The sequence below is a fragment of the Pseudomonas sp. GW822-FHT05A08 genome, from assembly GCF_058800485.1.
This window is the reverse complement of record NZ_CM179511.1, coordinates 3998815-4013650: the sequence shown is the minus strand read 5'-3', so window position 1 is coordinate 4013650 and position 14836 is coordinate 3998815. Positions and strand designations below refer to the sequence as shown.

Genomic DNA, 14836 nt, shown 5'->3' with positions numbered 1-14836 from the left:
TAGCCCGCTTGATCCTTGTACTGAAAAGCCACCTTCGGGTGGCTTTTTCGTTTTATGCCCCTATGTAAATCCTCTAGCGCTGACCGGATACGCATCTGCGGTTATGCTGTCAGCCTGCCTGGGAGAGTGAAATGGCCTACGATTTTGATCTTTATGTAATTGGCGCCGGTTCCGGCGGTGTGCGTTCGGCGCGGTTCGCCGCGGGTTTTGGCGCGAAAGTCGCGGTCGCCGAAAGCCGCTATCTGGGCGGTACCTGTGTCAACGTCGGCTGCGTGCCGAAAAAGCTGCTGGTGTACGGTGCCCACTTCGCCGAAGACTTCGAGCAGTCCGCAGGCTTCGGCTGGAGCCTGGGCGAAGCCGATTTCGACTGGGCCACGCTGATCGCCAACAAGGATCGCGAGATCAATCGCCTGAACGGCATCTATCGCAATCTGCTGCTCAACAGTGGCGTGACCCTGCACGAAGGCCACGCCAGGCTGATCGACCCGCATCAGGTGGAGGTCAATGGCCAGCGCTACACAGCCAGGCACATCCTGATCGCCACCGGCGGCTGGCCGCAGATCCCGGACATTCCGGGGCGCGAACACGCCATCAGCTCCAACGAGGCGTTTTTCCTCAAGGAACTGCCCAAGCGCATCCTGGTGGTGGGCGGCGGTTATATCGCGGTGGAGTTCGCCGGGATCTTCCATGGCCTGGGCGCGGACACCAAGCTGCTGTATCGCGGCGAGCTGTTCCTGCGTGGCTTCGATGGTGCGGTGCGCAAGCACTTGCAGGAAGAGCTGACCAAGCGTGGGCTCGACCTGCAGTTCAATGCCGATATCGAGCGCATCGAAAAGCAGGCCGACGGTATCCTGAAGGTCACGCTCAAGGATGGTCGCGAGCTGGCCACCGATTGCGTGTTCTACGCCACCGGCCGGCGGCCGATGCTCGACAACCTGGGGCTGGAAAATACCGGGGTGAAGCTCGACAAGCGTGGCTTCATCGAGGTCGATGAGCAGTACCAGAGCGCCGAGCCGTCGATCCTGGCGATTGGCGATGTGATCGGGCGTGTGCAGTTGACGCCGGTGGCCCTGGCCGAAGGCATGGCTGTGGCGCGGCGTCTGTTCAAGCCGGAGCAGTATCGTCCGGTGGACTACAACATGATCCCGACCGCGGTGTTCAGCCTGCCGAATATCGGCACCGTTGGCCTGACCGAAGAGCAGGCGCGGGAAGCCGGGCACAAGGTGCAGATCTTCGAAAGCCGCTTCCGGCCGATGAAGCTGACCCTGACCGAGTGCCAGGAGCGCACGCTGATGAAGCTGGTGGTGGATGCCGAGACCGACAAGGTGCTGGGCTGCCATATGGTCGGCCCGGACGCCGGCGAGATCGTCCAGGGCCTGGCGATTGCCTTGAAGGCCGGCGCCACCAAGCGTGACTTCGACGAAACCATCGGGGTGCACCCGACGGCCGCCGAAGAGTTCGTCACCATGCGCACGCCGGTCGCCGGTTAAGCCTGCTCTGGCGGCTCCGGCCGCTGCTCTCCTGTTTCTGGCTGCGCCTCGGCCTTCGCGGCGGCAGCCAGTTGCAGGGCCTCCAGGCTGGCCTCGGCCTTGGTAGCGCGCAGTTCCAGTTGTCGATTGTCCTGCAGCTGCTGCTCCAGGTTCTGCTTGAACTCATGACTTTCCAGCAAGGCGACGCGCAGGCGTTCCTGGAGGAGGGTGTGTTCGCTGTTCAGACGGGTGGATTGCTCCAGCAACTGGCCAAGCTTGCTGTCGGTTTTCTGTGCCTGCTCCTGTGCCCGGCGCAACTCTTTCTGGGTGGCGCGTTGCTCGCTGGTCAGGCGTTCGTTGTCGCGGTGCAGTTGGGTGATCTCGTCCTGGCGCACCAATGCGCTTTGCTGAGCCTGGCGCAGTTCCTGCTGCACCTGCTGCAGCTGGCCTTCATGGCGGCGCTGATCCTGTTCGCGCTGCTCCTTGACCGCGCTGCGGTAATGCTCGAGGGCGTCCCGGGCGTGCAGGTGCTTTTCTTCCAGTGAACGAATCTGCTCGTCCTTGTCTTTCAGGCGCAATTCGAAGTCGGCCAGGGCCTGGTTCAGTCCGGCATTGCGCGTCTGTTCGCTCTGCAGGGTGGAGCGGGTCTCCTGCAGCAGCGTGCTTTCGCTGGCCAGGGCCGCAGCCTGGGTCTGCAATTGCTGCTGCAGCTGGGCCTGCGCCTGTTTGGCCGCAGCCTGCTGCGCCGCCAGTTCCAGGTTCATTTCCTCCGCTTGCGCCTGGGCCTGCGCCACGGGCTCCTGAGCTTGTTCGCGCAGGCGCTGGGCCATGCGCTGGATCAGTTCCGTCAGTTCTTCTTCCAGGGCTTCCTGTGGCGCGGCACGGCGGGCTTCGCTTTGCTCAAGCTCCTTCAGGTAGCGGTGAATGGTGGTTTTCGAGCCGGTATTGCCCATTTCGATGCGCACCGCATCGATGCTGGGGTGTTCGCCGCGAGCGAGGATTGCCGAACGGGCGATTTGCACCACCGCCTTGTTAACGCCGCCACGAGCCATGGGATCTCCTACGATTACGTACTTTTTTACGTGGTATGTATAAAGTGTAATTGTATAATAAAATCAAAGATAAATATTCTAATTATTGACATGGGATATACTGGTATTACCCCGTGTCATAGCCAGAACGCCCTGTTGCAACCCGCCATTTCCGTACGCAAGACGAGTCGAGCAAGCCATGAGTGATCTGGATCGTTATCTGCACGCCGCGACCCGCGACAACACCCGGCGCAGTTACCGGGCGGCCATCGAGCATTTCGAGGTGACCTGGGGCGGGTTCCTGCCGGCGACCAGCGACAGCGTGGCGCGTTATCTGGCGGCGTATGCGGGGGAGCTGTCGATCAACACCCTGAAACTGCGCCTCTCGGCCCTGGCGCAGTGGCACAACAGCCAGGGTTTCGCCGACCCGACCAAGGCCCCGGTGGTGCGCCAGGTGTTCAAGGGCATTCGCGCGCTGCACCCGGCGCAGGAAAAACAGGCCGAGCCTTTGCAGTTGCAGCATCTGGAGCAGGTAATCGCCTGGCTGGAGCAGGAAGCCAGCCAGGCCCGGCTCGATGACAACCAGCCGGCGCTGCTGCGGGCGCGGCGTGACAGCGCGCTGATTCTCCTGGGATTCTGGCGCGGCTTTCGCAGCGACGAGTTGTGCCGGCTACGGATCGAGCATGTGCAGGCGGTGGCGGGTTCAGGCATCAGCCTGTATCTGCCTCGCAGCAAGAGCGACCGCGACAACCTTGGCAAGACCTGGCACACCCCGGCGTTGCGCCGGCTGTGCCCGGTCCAGGCCTATATCGAGTGGATCAGCGCCGCGGCCCTGGTGCGTGGGCCGGTGTTCCGTGGCATCGACCGCTGGGGCCATCTGGGCGAGGAGGGCCTGCACGCCAATAGCGTGATCCCGTTATTGCGCCAGGCGCTGGAGCGCGCCGGGGTCGCCGCAGACCAGTACACCAGCCACTCCCTGCGCCGCGGCTTTGCCACCTGGGCCCACCGCAGCGGCTGGGACCTCAAGTCGCTGATGAGCTATGTCGGCTGGAAGGACATCAAGTCGGCCATGCGTTACGTTGAGGCCAGCCCATTTCTCGGCATGGCCCTGAGCCAGGAAAAGCCGGTCGGCGAGTAAATACGCATTTCTTCTATTAATACTGCGCGCTAATAGCCAAACCTAATCAGCAGCATCAGCTTTGCCAATGAGCCTTGGCTGGGAGCATTGGTTAGGATTCTCCCCATCAAGTTTTCAACCCAAGTTTTTACCCACTGATGGAGAATCACCGATGCCTATCATCAACAGCCAAGTCAAACCGTTCAAAGCAACCGCCTTCAAGAATGGCGAGTTCATCGAAGTGTCGGACGCCACCCTGAAAGGCAAATGGTCCGTCGTGTTCTTCTACCCGGCTGACTTCACCTTCGTTTGCCCAACCGAGCTGGAAGACCTGGCAGACAACTACGCCGAATTCCAGAAACTGGGCGTGGAAATCTACAGCGTTTCGACCGACACCCACTTCGCCCACGCTGCCTGGCACAACACTTCGCCAGCCATCGGCAAGATCCGCTACACCATGATCGGCGACCCGACCCTGGCCATCTCCCGCAACTTCGACGTGCTGATCGAAGAAGCCGGTCTGGCTGACCGTGGCACCTTCGTGATCAACCCTGAAGGCCAGATCAAGATCGTTGAAATCAACGACGGCGGTGTTGGTCGTGACGCTTCCGAGCTGCTGCGCAAGATCAAGGCCGCTCAATACGTCGCTGCCCACCCAGGCGAAGTCTGCCCAGCCAAGTGGAAAGAAGGCGAGGCTACCCTGGCTCCTTCCCTGGACCTGGTCGGCAAGATCTAAGCCTGTGACTCGCTACAGCAGGGCGGACCGCCGCACCTAAGTCAGCTGCACCGCCCCCAAGAACGCCCGGGCGAGATTCGCTCGGGCGTTTTTTTTCGATCTGAATAAAAGGAAATCGCCCGTATGTTGGACGCCAATCTTAAAGCCCAGTTGAAGTCATACCTGGAACGGGTCACCCAGCCGATCGAGATCGTTGCCTCTCTCGACGACGGTGCGAAATCCCAGGAAATGCTCGAATTGCTGAAAGACGTTGCCAGTCTTTCCAGCCAGATTACCTTGCTCGACAACGGTAGCGATGTTCGTAAACCATCGTTCTCGATCAATCGCCCGGGAAGCGACATCAGCCTGCGTTTCGCCGGCATCCCCATGGGCCACGAATTCACTTCCCTGGTGCTGGCCTTGCTGCAAGTCGGCGGCCACCCCTCGAAAGCCAGTGTCGAAGTGATCGAACAGATCCGCGCCCTCAAAGGCGAGTTCAACTTCGAGACTTACTTCTCGCTGTCCTGCCAGAACTGCCCGGACGTGGTCCAGGCGCTGAACCTGATGGCGGTGCTGAACCCGAACATCCGCCACGTCGCCATCGACGGCGCGCTGTTCCAGGACGAAGTCAACGATCGCAAGATCATGGCGGTCCCCAGTGTCTACCTCAATGGCGTGAACTTCGGCCAGGGCCGCATGGGCCTGGAAGAGATCCTCGGCAAGCTCGACACCGGGGCCAGCGAGAAACAGGCGGAAAAAATCAGTGCCAAGGACGCCTTCGACGTCCTGGTGGTCGGCGGTGGCCCGGCCGGTGCGTCGGCAGCGATCTACGCGGCCCGCAAAGGCATCCGTACCGGTGTCGCGGCCGAGCGTTTCGGCGGCCAGGTGCTGGACACCATGGCCATCGAGAACTTCGTCTCGGTCCAGGAAACCGAAGGGCCGAAACTGGTCAGCGCCCTGGAAGAGCACGTTCGCCAGTACGACGTCGACATCATGAACCTGCAGCGTGCCAGCGCGCTGGTGCCGGCCAAGGAAGTCGGCGGCCTGCACGAAGTGCGTTTCGAAAGCGGCGCGAGCCTCAAGGCCAAGTCGCTGATCCTGGCCACCGGTGCCCGTTGGCGCGAAATGGGTGTGCCCGGCGAGCAGGAATACAAGGCCAAGGGCGTGTGCTTCTGCCCGCACTGCGACGGTCCGCTGTTCAAGGGCAAGCGCGTGGCGGTGATCGGTGGCGGTAACTCCGGCGTCGAAGCGGCCATCGACCTGGCGGGTATCGTCAGCCACGTGACCCTGCTGGAGTTCGACAGCAAGTTGCGCGCCGATGCCGTGCTGCAACGCAAGCTGTACAGCCTGGCGAACGTCAACGTGATCACCAGTGCGCTGACCAGCGAAGTCAAGGGTGACGGCCAGAAGGTCACCGGCCTGGTGTACAAGGACCGTGATTCGGGCGAGTTCAACACCGTCGACCTGGAAGGCATCTTCGTGCAGATCGGCCTGCTGCCGAACACCGACTGGCTCAAGGGCACCGTCGAGCTGTCGCCCCGTGGCGAGATCATTGTCGATGCCCGTGGCGAGACTTCGCTGCCTGGCGTGTTTGCCGCCGGTGACGTGACCACCGTGCCGTACAAGCAGATCGTGATCGCGGTAGGCGAGGGCGCCAAGGCCTCGCTGAGCGCCTTCGACCACCTGATCCGCACCTCCGCGCCGGCCTGAGCCGACCGCGGAAAAAACAAAACCCCATGAGCCTTGGCTCATGGGGTTTTTTGTTTGTACTCATCGCTTCTGTAGGAGCGAAGCTTGCTCGCGATCAACGATGACGCGCTGGATCAGCCAAGTTGCTGCCTACCGTGGGCGCGTCCCGCTCCCGCAGGAAGCGCGAGTTACAGCGGTGCCGGCTGGATGATTTCAACCCAGTAGCCGTCCGGGTCCTTGATAAAGGCCAGGCTCTTCATGCGGCCGTCGTTCAGGCGCTTCTGGAAATCGCAGCCCAGGGCTTCGAAGCGCTCGCAGGCGGCGACGATATCCGGCACCGAAATGCAGATATGGCCAAAGCCGCGCGGGTCGGTGTTGCCGTTGTGATAGGCGAAGTCCGCATCGTTCTCGGTGCCGTGGTTGTGGGTCAACTCGAGGATGCCGGGGATCGACTTCATCCACTCGGTACGGGCCGCGGCGTCGACGGGGATCTGCGCCTTGTCCACCAGGGCGAGGAAGTACAGGCTGAATTCGGCTTCGGGGAAGTCGCGTTTTTCCACCAGCGAGAAACCCAGGACCCGGGTGTAGAAGTCCAGGGACCTGGTGATGTCCTTGACCCGCAGCATGGTGTGGTTGAACACGAAGTTGGCGGTGGCGGTGTCAGGCTGGGCGGTTACGCCGGGGAAAGTATTGAGTTCGTGCAGGCTCATGGGCCCTCCGGAAAAGAAGTGGGCAAGAACACTGATGCTAATGAGCCCCTTGGCTTGCAGGGCTTCGGGCGTCCTTGCGGTCGGGTAATGATACGCAAGAGCGGCAGGGCGTACCAAACACAAAGCTACGAATCTGTTGCCCGATACTCGTGCCAGCCTCAGACTTCAAGGCTCGTCCCTTACGTGTTCATGACCATGCGCTTATCGTTCAAGACCCTGTGTCTGCTTGCCCCCTGGCTTCTGGTTCCGGCCCTGGCCGAAGCGGCGGACCCGGTGATCACCTGGCCCAGCGGCTGGCAGATCGAAGAGTTGCCACAGGCGCAAGAACAACCGGCCAAGGTATTCCGCCAGCGTGCGGTGAAGAGCGATGCCGGCGGCACGCCGCTGATGGTCATGGAGTTGACCATGACTCAAGTTGAAAGCGGGCATCAGGTCAATCTGCAGGCGGTCTTGCTGGAAATGCGCAAGTCGGTGCAGAAGGACTTCGGGCGCGGCGGTTATCAAAGTGTATGCACGCGTATTCATGACACGACATTGAGTCGCCTGGCGGCGCTGGAAACCACTTGCACCATTACCGAAAACGGCCGTCATGTGTTGTCGCAAACACTGGTGGCGGCTGTCGATGGCGATAAGGCCTATGTATTGTCTTATGCCGGACAGGCTGCGGTTTATGCCGAAAGTCAGGAGGAAATCCGCGGGGTGAGAAGTAGCCTGAAACTTTAGCAGGGGGCGATTGTGCTACGTCGGCCAGCACGACTCGTGCATTTGAACTAAGTACAAAGTTGTAGGATCGAGCGCGGGATTGGGTACGTAGCTGCAGTTTCGGCTGGGTGTTTATTGCCGCCCAGGCAATCCAGGGCTTGCAACTTATTCGATTTCGAAACAAAGCGCCTTCGCTTAAAGCTAAAGACCCTGCATTGGCAGGGTCTTTTATATACATCGGTTGCTTAACCGCGCAGCCAGGAATCTACAGTGGCGGCGCCGTACTGTTCTTTCCAGGCTTTAAGGCCACGGTGATTGCCGCCCTTGGTTTCGATCAACTCGCCGGTGTGCGGGTTCTGGTAAACCTTGACCACGCGTGCACGACGGGTTTTCGGCGCGCCCGAGAGCGGCAGAGCGGATTTGCCCGGATTAGGATCGAGAATGGCGATAATGTCGCGCAGGCTTTTGCCGTAGGTCTTCATCAGGCCCTGGAGCTTTTCTTCGAACTCGATTTCTTTCTTGAGTCCGGCGTCGTTCTTCAGGGATTCCAGCTGGGCGAGCTGTTCTTGAAGGGCCTTTTCTGCTGCACGAAATTCAGCGAGTCTGGACAATATCTTTACTCCAATAGTGTATTTGGCTGATACCAACCGCAAACAAAGCTATAAGCCAAGAGCCTTGGAACGACTCGATTATAATGGCCCACCTGTGAATCTTGTACAGGCTTGAAAAATTGTAGTAGTTAATCTGGCGCAAGTAAATCACGTCGTTGTTGATGCACGCAATTTGTCATCTTCTGATTCAAATTGGTGCGCGAAACAATTACCGAGTTCAATAAATCTTCATGAAAAATGGCTATTTAGTGGCGCGCCAGTGCTTGTAGGAATTCTTCCCCGGGCATTGGCCTGCCGAATAAGTAGCCCTGCAGGAAGTCGACGCCGTGGGCGGCCAGATAGTCCTGTTGTTCCACTGTTTCCACGCCCTCGGCGACTATCCCCAGTTCGAGCTTGCCCGAGAGTTCGATGATGCTGTCGAGTATGTGCCGGGACAGGGCGTCGACTCCAATCATGGCCACGAAGCTCTGATCGATCTTCAGGTAATCGACATTGAACTTGCGCAAGTAACCCAGGCTTGAATGGCCGGTACCGAAGTCGTCGATGGCGATCATTACCCCCAACTTGTGCAGTTCCTCGAACAGGCTGTGGGTGATCGCAGTCGGTTCTATCAGTTCGCGTTCGGTCAGTTCCAGGACCAGTCTTACCTTGTCTGGCGGGAACATGCCGAGAAACTGCCGGCAGTCCTCCAGCAACTCCAGGTCCTGGCAATGGCTGGCGGTGATATTGATGCCGATATGAAAGTCGTCGATGAAGGCCGGGGCGTGGGGCGCCAGCAGCAGGGCGGTCTGCTGCATCAGCGAACGGGTCATGGGCACGATCAGGCCGGAGTGCTCGGCGAAGGGAATGAACAGGTCCGGACGCACCAGGCCTTCCCGGGGATGTTTCCAGCGCATCAGCACTTCGATGCCGGCCCACTGTTTCGTGTCGCCGCGCACCACGGGCTGGAAGTACGGGATGAACTCCGCCGCTTCCAGGGCGCGCTGCAGTTCATGGCTGGGCGACGACGAGCGTTTTTGCAGCCAGTGGCCAAGGGCCGCCGCCAGCACCCCGAAGAAGATCAGCAGGCTGAACAGGGCAGGGTACTGGGACTTCATGTAGAGCCAGATATCGCCTTCGGGGAACCCCGCGTTGACGCTGTAGGGGTAGCGCGAAGAGGCCATCTGATAAGGGGTGACCGGGGGCGGCGGAGCGATGGATTCATGGACCTGGCCATCGTCGGCCAGCCAGTAGGGGCCGACTTGCAGTTGCAGTTCGGCAAAGCGGCTGATCAGGCGCAAGGCGTTGCTCAGGTGATAGCCGTCGATGGTGGCCAGGACCGCGCGTTCACCCTCTTGCAGGCGATAGACCAGCAGCGCGGTGTTGGGCGTGACCTGGTTGCCGTCCATCAACCACAACTTGCCGTCGACATAGTCCGCCGGGTCCAGTAGGAACGAGGATTGGCCGAGCAGCGAGCTGCAGTAATTGTCATTGCGCCACACCAGATTGGTCGAGCGCACGAACGGGCGGCGGGTCACCTGTTCGCGCAGGGCCAGTTGCCGGAAGTCGTCGCAGGGCTGGCCGACTTGCGCCATCAGTGCCCGGGCGGCGAGGTCGGCGTTATCGAGCATCAGGTCGAACTGGCGGATCGCTTCCTCGGCAGTCTGCTGGCTGCTGTGAGTCAGCGCGCGCTCGGCTTGCATATAAAGGATCGCCACGCCCAGCACCACCGGCAGCAAGCCGATCAACAGGGTTCGCAGGTTGCGGGTGGAGCGTTTCAACGGGCCTTTGGCGGTCAATGGCATGGAGGAAAAACCTGTGGCGAAGTGGGGGCCAGAGAACGCTTAAAAGCCGCTGGGCGGTATGGCGGCAGGTCCGGCGGCATCCGGTCCATGGGCATGATAGACGGCGCCTCCGGGTTGCGCTCAGTCACCGCGATACAGACTCCGTGCCTGCTCGATAAAGGCCAGGGTCGCTGGTGACGCTTGCCGCCGGTCCAGCACCGCCAGCCCTACCTGGCGCCGGGCGGGAGGTGACAGCGGCTTGATCAGGTAGCGCGGGTCGCTGGCCTCGGGCAGCGACAATTGTGCGACCAGGGTCAGGGCCTCGCCGCGGGCCACGGTCTCCAGGGTGCTGAGCAGTTGCGAGCTGCGATAGCGGATGTTGGGGCTGAGCCTGGCCGCGACGAACAGCCGGGAAACCAGCTCGGCGGAACCGGCCTCGGTGAGGATGAACGGGTCGTCGCACAGCTCGGCGAGACTCACCGAGTCCTTGCTGGCCAGCCCATGCTGGCTGGGGATCAGCGCCACCATCTGGTCTTCCACCAGGGCGAAGCAGTCGAAGCGTTCCTGGGGTAGCACCACGAAGCCAACATCGATGCGCCGTTCCTCCAGCCATTGCAGTACCTGGCGGTCGGGCCCCTCGTCGATGTGCACCTCGATACCGGGATGGGCCTGGCGGTAACGCTGGAGGATCGCCGGCAGCAGTTTCATCGACGAAGTCGGGCCGAACGAGCCGATGCGCAAGGTGCCGCGTTTCATGCCGCGGGCGTCGGCGGCTTCCTGTTCCATGGTGGCGGCCAGGCCGAGGATGGCGCGGGCCCGCAGCAACAATTGCTGGCCGATATCGGTGAGTTCCACCAGCGACTGATGCCGGCGGATCAGCTCGACCCCCAACTCCTGCTCCAGGGACTTGAGCGCGTGGGACACCGCGGACTGGCTGATGCCCAGCCGGCTGGCGGCGCTGGTGAAACCGCGCAGCTCGGCCACCAGGGAGAAGATCTGCAGTTGGCTCAGGGTCATGAGTAAAAGCTCATTTTACGATGATCGGGCATTAGTCGAAGAATACCCGAACCTTCCTTTATCCGCGCCTCGGGGCCTTATGAAAACTGTCGATCAAACCTGTGCCGGGCCTTCCGATTGGCCGGTGTATTGCAAACTGGCGGCGGTCACCATGATCTGGGGCGGCACCTTCGTCGCCGGGCGCCTGCTGGCCGGCACCCTGGAGCCTTTGCTGGCCGCCAGCCTGCGTTTTCTCCTGGCCAGCCTGGCCTTGCTGCTGTTCATGGCGATCGCCCGGATTGTCCTGGTGCGCCCGAGCCTGGCGCAGTTCGTCCAGCTGGCGCTGCTGGGGTTTTTCGGGATCTTTTTCTACAACCTGTGTTTCTTCGAGGGCCTGCAGTCGATCAATGCCTCGCGTGCCTCGTTGATCGTCGCCCTCAATCCGGCGGTGATCGCCCTGGCATCCTGGGCGCTGTTCAAGGAGCGCTTGAGTGGCGCCAAGCTGTTCGGCATTGCCTTGTGCCTGGGGGGAGCGGGGGTGGTGATCCTCAGCCGCGACCCGGGGGCCTTCTCCAGCGGGCCGGGCAGTTGGCGCGGGGACCTGCTGATTTTCGGCTGTGTGCTGGGCTGGGGCGTCTATTCGTTGTTTTCGCGCACCCTGAACCAGACCCTGGGCCCGTTGCAGACCGTGACCTATTCGATCCTGCTGGGCACGGCAATGCTCTGCAGCACCGCGGCCCTGCGCGGCGAGGTACGCCTCGAAGCGCTGTCGAGCCTGACCCTGGAGCAGGGCCTGAGCCTGCTGTACCTCGGCGTGCTGGGCTCGGCCCTGGCGTATATCTGGTATTACGACGGCCTGCGCAAGATCGGCGCGACCCGCTCGGGGGTGTTTATCGCGCTCAATCCGCTGACTGCGGTGATCCTTGGCGCGCTGCTGCTGGACGAACGCCTGAGCCTGGCCATGTGCCTGGGCGGCGGGTTGATCCTGTGGGGCATTTACCAGTGCAACAAACCCCTTGCGAGCCTGGAAAAAAAGCGGATTTTATAGAGAGTGCGGACAAACAGTTTTACGCTGTGTAGAATCTGGTTACGCATACAATAATAAAGTCTTCTGGCAGCAGAAGCCTCGCCCCCCAGCCGGTAAGACAAGGGTCGACATGAAGATTCTCGGGTTTCAACTGATTTACGGTGACTTCCTCGCGCGCAGCGTGCGGGGCATCTCTTGCGCGCCACCTGCCTACCTCAGCATTGCTAGCAACTAACGATCCGTTAATTCCAAGCTATTGATTCTAAAAGCATGATGAGGCGCCAACCATGGCAGATATCTTCGAAAACCCGATGGGCCTGATGGGCTTTGAATTCATCGAATTCGCATCGCCTACTCCCAATACCCTCGAGCCGATCTTCGAGATCATGGGTTTCAGCAAAGTCGCGACCCACCGTTCCAAAGACGTGCACCTGTATCGCCAGGGCGCGATCAACCTGATCCTCAACAACGAGCCCCACAGCGTCGCTTCGTACTTCGCCGCCGAGCACGGTCCGTCGGTGTGCGGCATGGCGTTCCGCGTCAAGGATTCGCAAAAGGCCTACAAGCGTGCCCTGGAGCTCGGTGCCCAGCCGATCCACATCGAAACCGGCCCGATGGAGCTGCACCTGCCGGCGATCAAAGGCATCGGTGGCGCACCGCTGTACCTGATCGACCGCTTCGGCGAAGGCAGCTCGATCTATGACATCGACTTCGTGTTCCTGGAAGGCGTCGACCGTCATCCAAAAGGCGCCGGCCTGAAGATCATCGACCACCTGACCCACAACGTGTACCGCGGGCGCATGGCTTACTGGGCCGGCTTCTACGAGAAGCTGTTCAACTTCCGCGAGATCCGTTACTTCGACATCAAGGGCGAATACACCGGCCTGACCTCCAAGGCCATGACCGCGCCCGATGGCATGATCCGCATCCCGCTGAACGAAGAGTCGTCCAAGGGCGCCGGGCAGATCGAAGAGTTCCTGATGCAGTTCAACGGCGAGGGCATCCAGCACGTGGCCTTCCTTACCGACGACCTGATCAAGACCTGGGATCAGTTGAAGAAGATCGGCATGCGCTTCATGACCGCGCCACCGGATACCTACTACGAAATGCTCGAAGGCCGCCTGCCGAACCACGGCGAGCCGGTGAACGAGCTGCAGTCGCGGGGCATCCTGCTGGACGGCTCCTCGGAAGAGGGCGACAAGCGCCTGCTGCTGCAGATCTTCTCGGAAACCCTGATGGGCCCGGTGTTCTTCGAATTCATCCAGCGTAAAGGCGACGATGGTTTCGGCGAAGGCAACTTCAAGGCACTGTTCGAATCGATCGAGCGCGACCAGGTCCGTCGTGGCGTGTTGTCCACCGACTAAGCCGCATCCTGCCTGACAATCGAGCCCGGTCGGGGAATTCTCGACCGGGCTTTTTCTTGCCTGTCGGTTGGCGATTGTGAATGTGTTAATGTTCGGCCTTTGTGACGCTCCGCGTCGCCATCCAGCCCTGTGAACGACCCGCACATGACCAACCCAAGACCTTCCCTGACATTGACCCTGCTTCAGGCCCGCGAAGCGGCCATGGCGTTTTTTCGCCCATCCCTCAACCAGCACGACCTGACCGAGCAGCAGTGGCGGGTGATCCGCATCCTGCGCCAGAACGGCGAACTGGAAAGTCATCAACTGGCGAAAATGGCCTGCATCCTGCCGCCGAGCATGACCGGCGTGCTGACCCGCCTGGAGCGCGACGAATATGTCAGCCGGCGCAAATCCCCTGAGGACCAGCGCCGGCTGTTCATCACCCTGACGGAAAAGGGCGAGGCCTGTTTCGAGTCCATGAGCGGCGACATGGAAATCAACTACCAGCGCATCCAGCAGCAGTTCGGCGAGGAGAAGATGCAGGCCTTGCTGGCCCTGCTCAACGAACTGAAGCAGATCAAACCCTGACCCATCTTCCGTAGGAGCGAGGCTTGCCCGCGATGCCGACAACTCGGAGCAACCGGTGATCCTCGTCGCATCGCGAGCAAGCTTTGCTCCTACAACAGCAACAGCCGCGTCAGCTTCTGCGCTGACGCATCAAGTGCTTGAACCCCTCGTACACCAGCACCAGCACCGCCAGCCAGATCGGCAGGTAGGTCAGCCATTCCCCGGCCTTGATGCTTTCCCCCAGCAGCAGGGCCACGGCCAGCAGCAACACCGGTTCGACATAGCTCAACAAGCCGAACAGGCTGAAGGGCAGCAGGCGGCTGGCGATGATATAGGCCACCAGCGCCGAAGCACTGATCAACCCTAGCAACGGAATCAGCAGGTACAGCCAGGGGTGTTGATCGACCACGGCAAAACCCTGCTCGCCGCCTTGCACGAACCACAGCGCGATCGGCAGCAGCAGGGCCATATCGAGCCACAGGCCGCCCAGGTTGTCGGCGGCCAGGCGTTTGCGTAGCACGAAATAGACGGGATAACCGATGGCCACCACGAGCGTCGCCCAGGAAAAACTGCCCACCTGATACAACTCGTTGAGCACCCCCAGGGTCGCCAGGCCGGCGGCGATCTTTTGCAGCCGCGACAGCTGTTCGCCATAGACGATGCGCCCGGTCAGGACCATGGTCAGCGGCAGCAAAAAATACCCCAGCGACACATCCAGGCTGTAGCCATTCAACGGCGCCCACATGAACAGCCACAGCTGCACCCCGAGCAGCGCCGCGGACAGCGGCAGCGCCAGCAGCAGAAGCGGTTGGCCCAGCAGTCTCTTGAGGATGGCGCCGACATGCCGCCATTCGCCGCTCACCAGCATGAATACCGTCATGCATGGGGCGGTGAGCAGCATGCGCCAGCCGAAAATCTCCACCCCGGTCAGGGGCGCCAGCAAGGAGGTGTAGAAATACATGACGGCAAACAGCACCGACGCCAAGACCGATAGAGCAATACCTTTAGACAAGCTGTCCTCGTGTGACCTGAACCAGGCAAATGGGATGGTGGGAAAACTGCGGGGAATATAGAGGGTTTGGCGCGAGACGTTTAC

Annotated in this window: 14 protein-coding genes; 8 read left to right on the top strand and 6 right to left on the bottom strand. The window is 60.9% G+C overall.

From position 1 onward, the window contains the following. Nucleotides 1–131 precede the first annotated feature (131 nt). Entirely contained in the window at nucleotides 132–1490 is a 1359-nt protein-coding gene (gorA, locus tag AC3RCP_RS17855) for a glutathione-disulfide reductase (protein WP_492571261.1), read from the top strand. On the opposite strand, the gene AC3RCP_RS17850 is transcribed toward gorA, so the two are convergent. Beyond that, nucleotides 1487–2521: a DNA-binding protein gene (locus AC3RCP_RS17850; RefSeq protein ID WP_492571262.1), complete on the bottom strand. Its 1035-nt coding sequence runs from the start codon at nucleotides 2519–2521 to the stop codon at nucleotides 1487–1489. The two genes, gorA and AC3RCP_RS17850, sit on opposite strands and share 4 nt — an antisense overlap. A gap of 178 nt (nucleotides 2522–2699) precedes the next feature. On the opposite strand from AC3RCP_RS17850, the gene AC3RCP_RS17845 reads away from it, so the two are divergent. The 3 genes from AC3RCP_RS17845 to ahpF all read left to right on the top strand — a co-directional run bounded on the left by AC3RCP_RS17845 (nucleotide 2700) and on the right by ahpF (nucleotide 6042). Next, nucleotides 2700–3638 (top strand): site-specific integrase, encoded by a 939-nt coding sequence (locus AC3RCP_RS17845; protein ID WP_492571263.1) that lies wholly within the window; start codon nucleotides 2700–2702, stop codon nucleotides 3636–3638. Nucleotides 3639–3789: 151 nt separating this feature from the next. Beyond that, nucleotides 3790–4353 carry an alkyl hydroperoxide reductase subunit C gene (ahpC, locus tag AC3RCP_RS17840; protein WP_007921754.1) on the top strand — a complete coding sequence of 188 codons (564 nt, stop codon included), beginning with the start codon at nucleotides 3790–3792 and terminating at the stop codon, nucleotides 4351–4353. A 123-nt stretch (nucleotides 4354–4476) separates the two neighbouring features. Then, nucleotides 4477–6042 carry an alkyl hydroperoxide reductase subunit F gene (ahpF, locus tag AC3RCP_RS17835; protein ID WP_492571264.1) on the top strand — a complete coding sequence of 522 codons (1566 nt, stop codon included), beginning with the start codon at nucleotides 4477–4479 and terminating at the stop codon, nucleotides 6040–6042. A 167-nt stretch (nucleotides 6043–6209) separates the two neighbouring features. Here the strand turns inward: ahpF and gloA are convergent, their stop codons facing one another. Continuing rightward, entirely contained in the window at nucleotides 6210–6731 is a 522-nt protein-coding gene (gloA, locus tag AC3RCP_RS17830; protein ID WP_492571265.1) for a lactoylglutathione lyase, read from the bottom strand. 195 nt (nucleotides 6732–6926) lie between these two features. Here gloA and AC3RCP_RS17825 point away from each other — a divergent pair, with 195 nt between their 5' ends. Next, a complete protein-coding gene (locus AC3RCP_RS17825) occupies nucleotides 6927–7454 on the top strand; it encodes a DUF4946 domain-containing protein (RefSeq protein ID WP_457296856.1) in 528 nt (175 codons plus the stop codon). A 224-nt stretch (nucleotides 7455–7678) separates the two neighbouring features. On the opposite strand, the gene AC3RCP_RS17820 is transcribed toward AC3RCP_RS17825, so the two are convergent. The 3 genes from AC3RCP_RS17820 to AC3RCP_RS17810 form a co-directional block, all read right to left on the bottom strand. Continuing rightward, on the bottom strand, nucleotides 7679–8044 hold the full coding sequence (locus AC3RCP_RS17820; RefSeq protein WP_007921761.1) for a histone-like nucleoid-structuring protein, MvaT/MvaU family: 366 nt from the start codon (nucleotides 8042–8044) through the stop codon (nucleotides 7679–7681). A gap of 245 nt (nucleotides 8045–8289) precedes the next feature. Beyond that, entirely contained in the window at nucleotides 8290–9828 is a 1539-nt protein-coding gene (locus AC3RCP_RS17815) for an EAL domain-containing protein (RefSeq protein WP_492571266.1), read from the bottom strand. Nucleotides 9829–9948: 120 nt separating this feature from the next. Then, nucleotides 9949–10824, bottom strand: coding sequence for a LysR family transcriptional regulator (locus AC3RCP_RS17810; RefSeq protein WP_492571267.1), 876 nt, complete (start codon nucleotides 10822–10824; stop codon nucleotides 9949–9951). A 79-nt stretch (nucleotides 10825–10903) separates the two neighbouring features. Between AC3RCP_RS17810 and AC3RCP_RS17805 the strand changes: the two genes are divergently transcribed. From AC3RCP_RS17805 to hpaR, 3 genes are all read left to right on the top strand, one after another. After that, complete coding sequence (locus AC3RCP_RS17805) at nucleotides 10904–11851, top strand: DMT family transporter (protein ID WP_492571268.1); 948 nt, start codon at nucleotides 10904–10906, stop codon at nucleotides 11849–11851. Nucleotides 11852–12117: 266 nt separating this feature from the next. Continuing rightward, entirely contained in the window at nucleotides 12118–13194 is a 1077-nt protein-coding gene (gene hppD / locus AC3RCP_RS17800) for a 4-hydroxyphenylpyruvate dioxygenase (RefSeq protein ID WP_101338205.1), read from the top strand. A 144-nt stretch (nucleotides 13195–13338) separates the two neighbouring features. Further along, nucleotides 13339–13761, top strand: a complete 423-nt coding sequence (gene hpaR / locus AC3RCP_RS17795) for a homoprotocatechuate degradation operon regulator HpaR (protein WP_007921772.1) — start codon at nucleotides 13339–13341, stop codon at nucleotides 13759–13761. Between the two features lie 109 nt (nucleotides 13762–13870). On the opposite strand, the gene rarD is transcribed toward hpaR, so the two are convergent. After that, nucleotides 13871–14752, bottom strand: coding sequence for an EamA family transporter RarD (gene rarD / locus AC3RCP_RS17790; RefSeq protein WP_009044210.1), 882 nt, complete (start codon nucleotides 14750–14752; stop codon nucleotides 13871–13873). Nucleotides 14753–14836 lie beyond the last annotated feature (84 nt).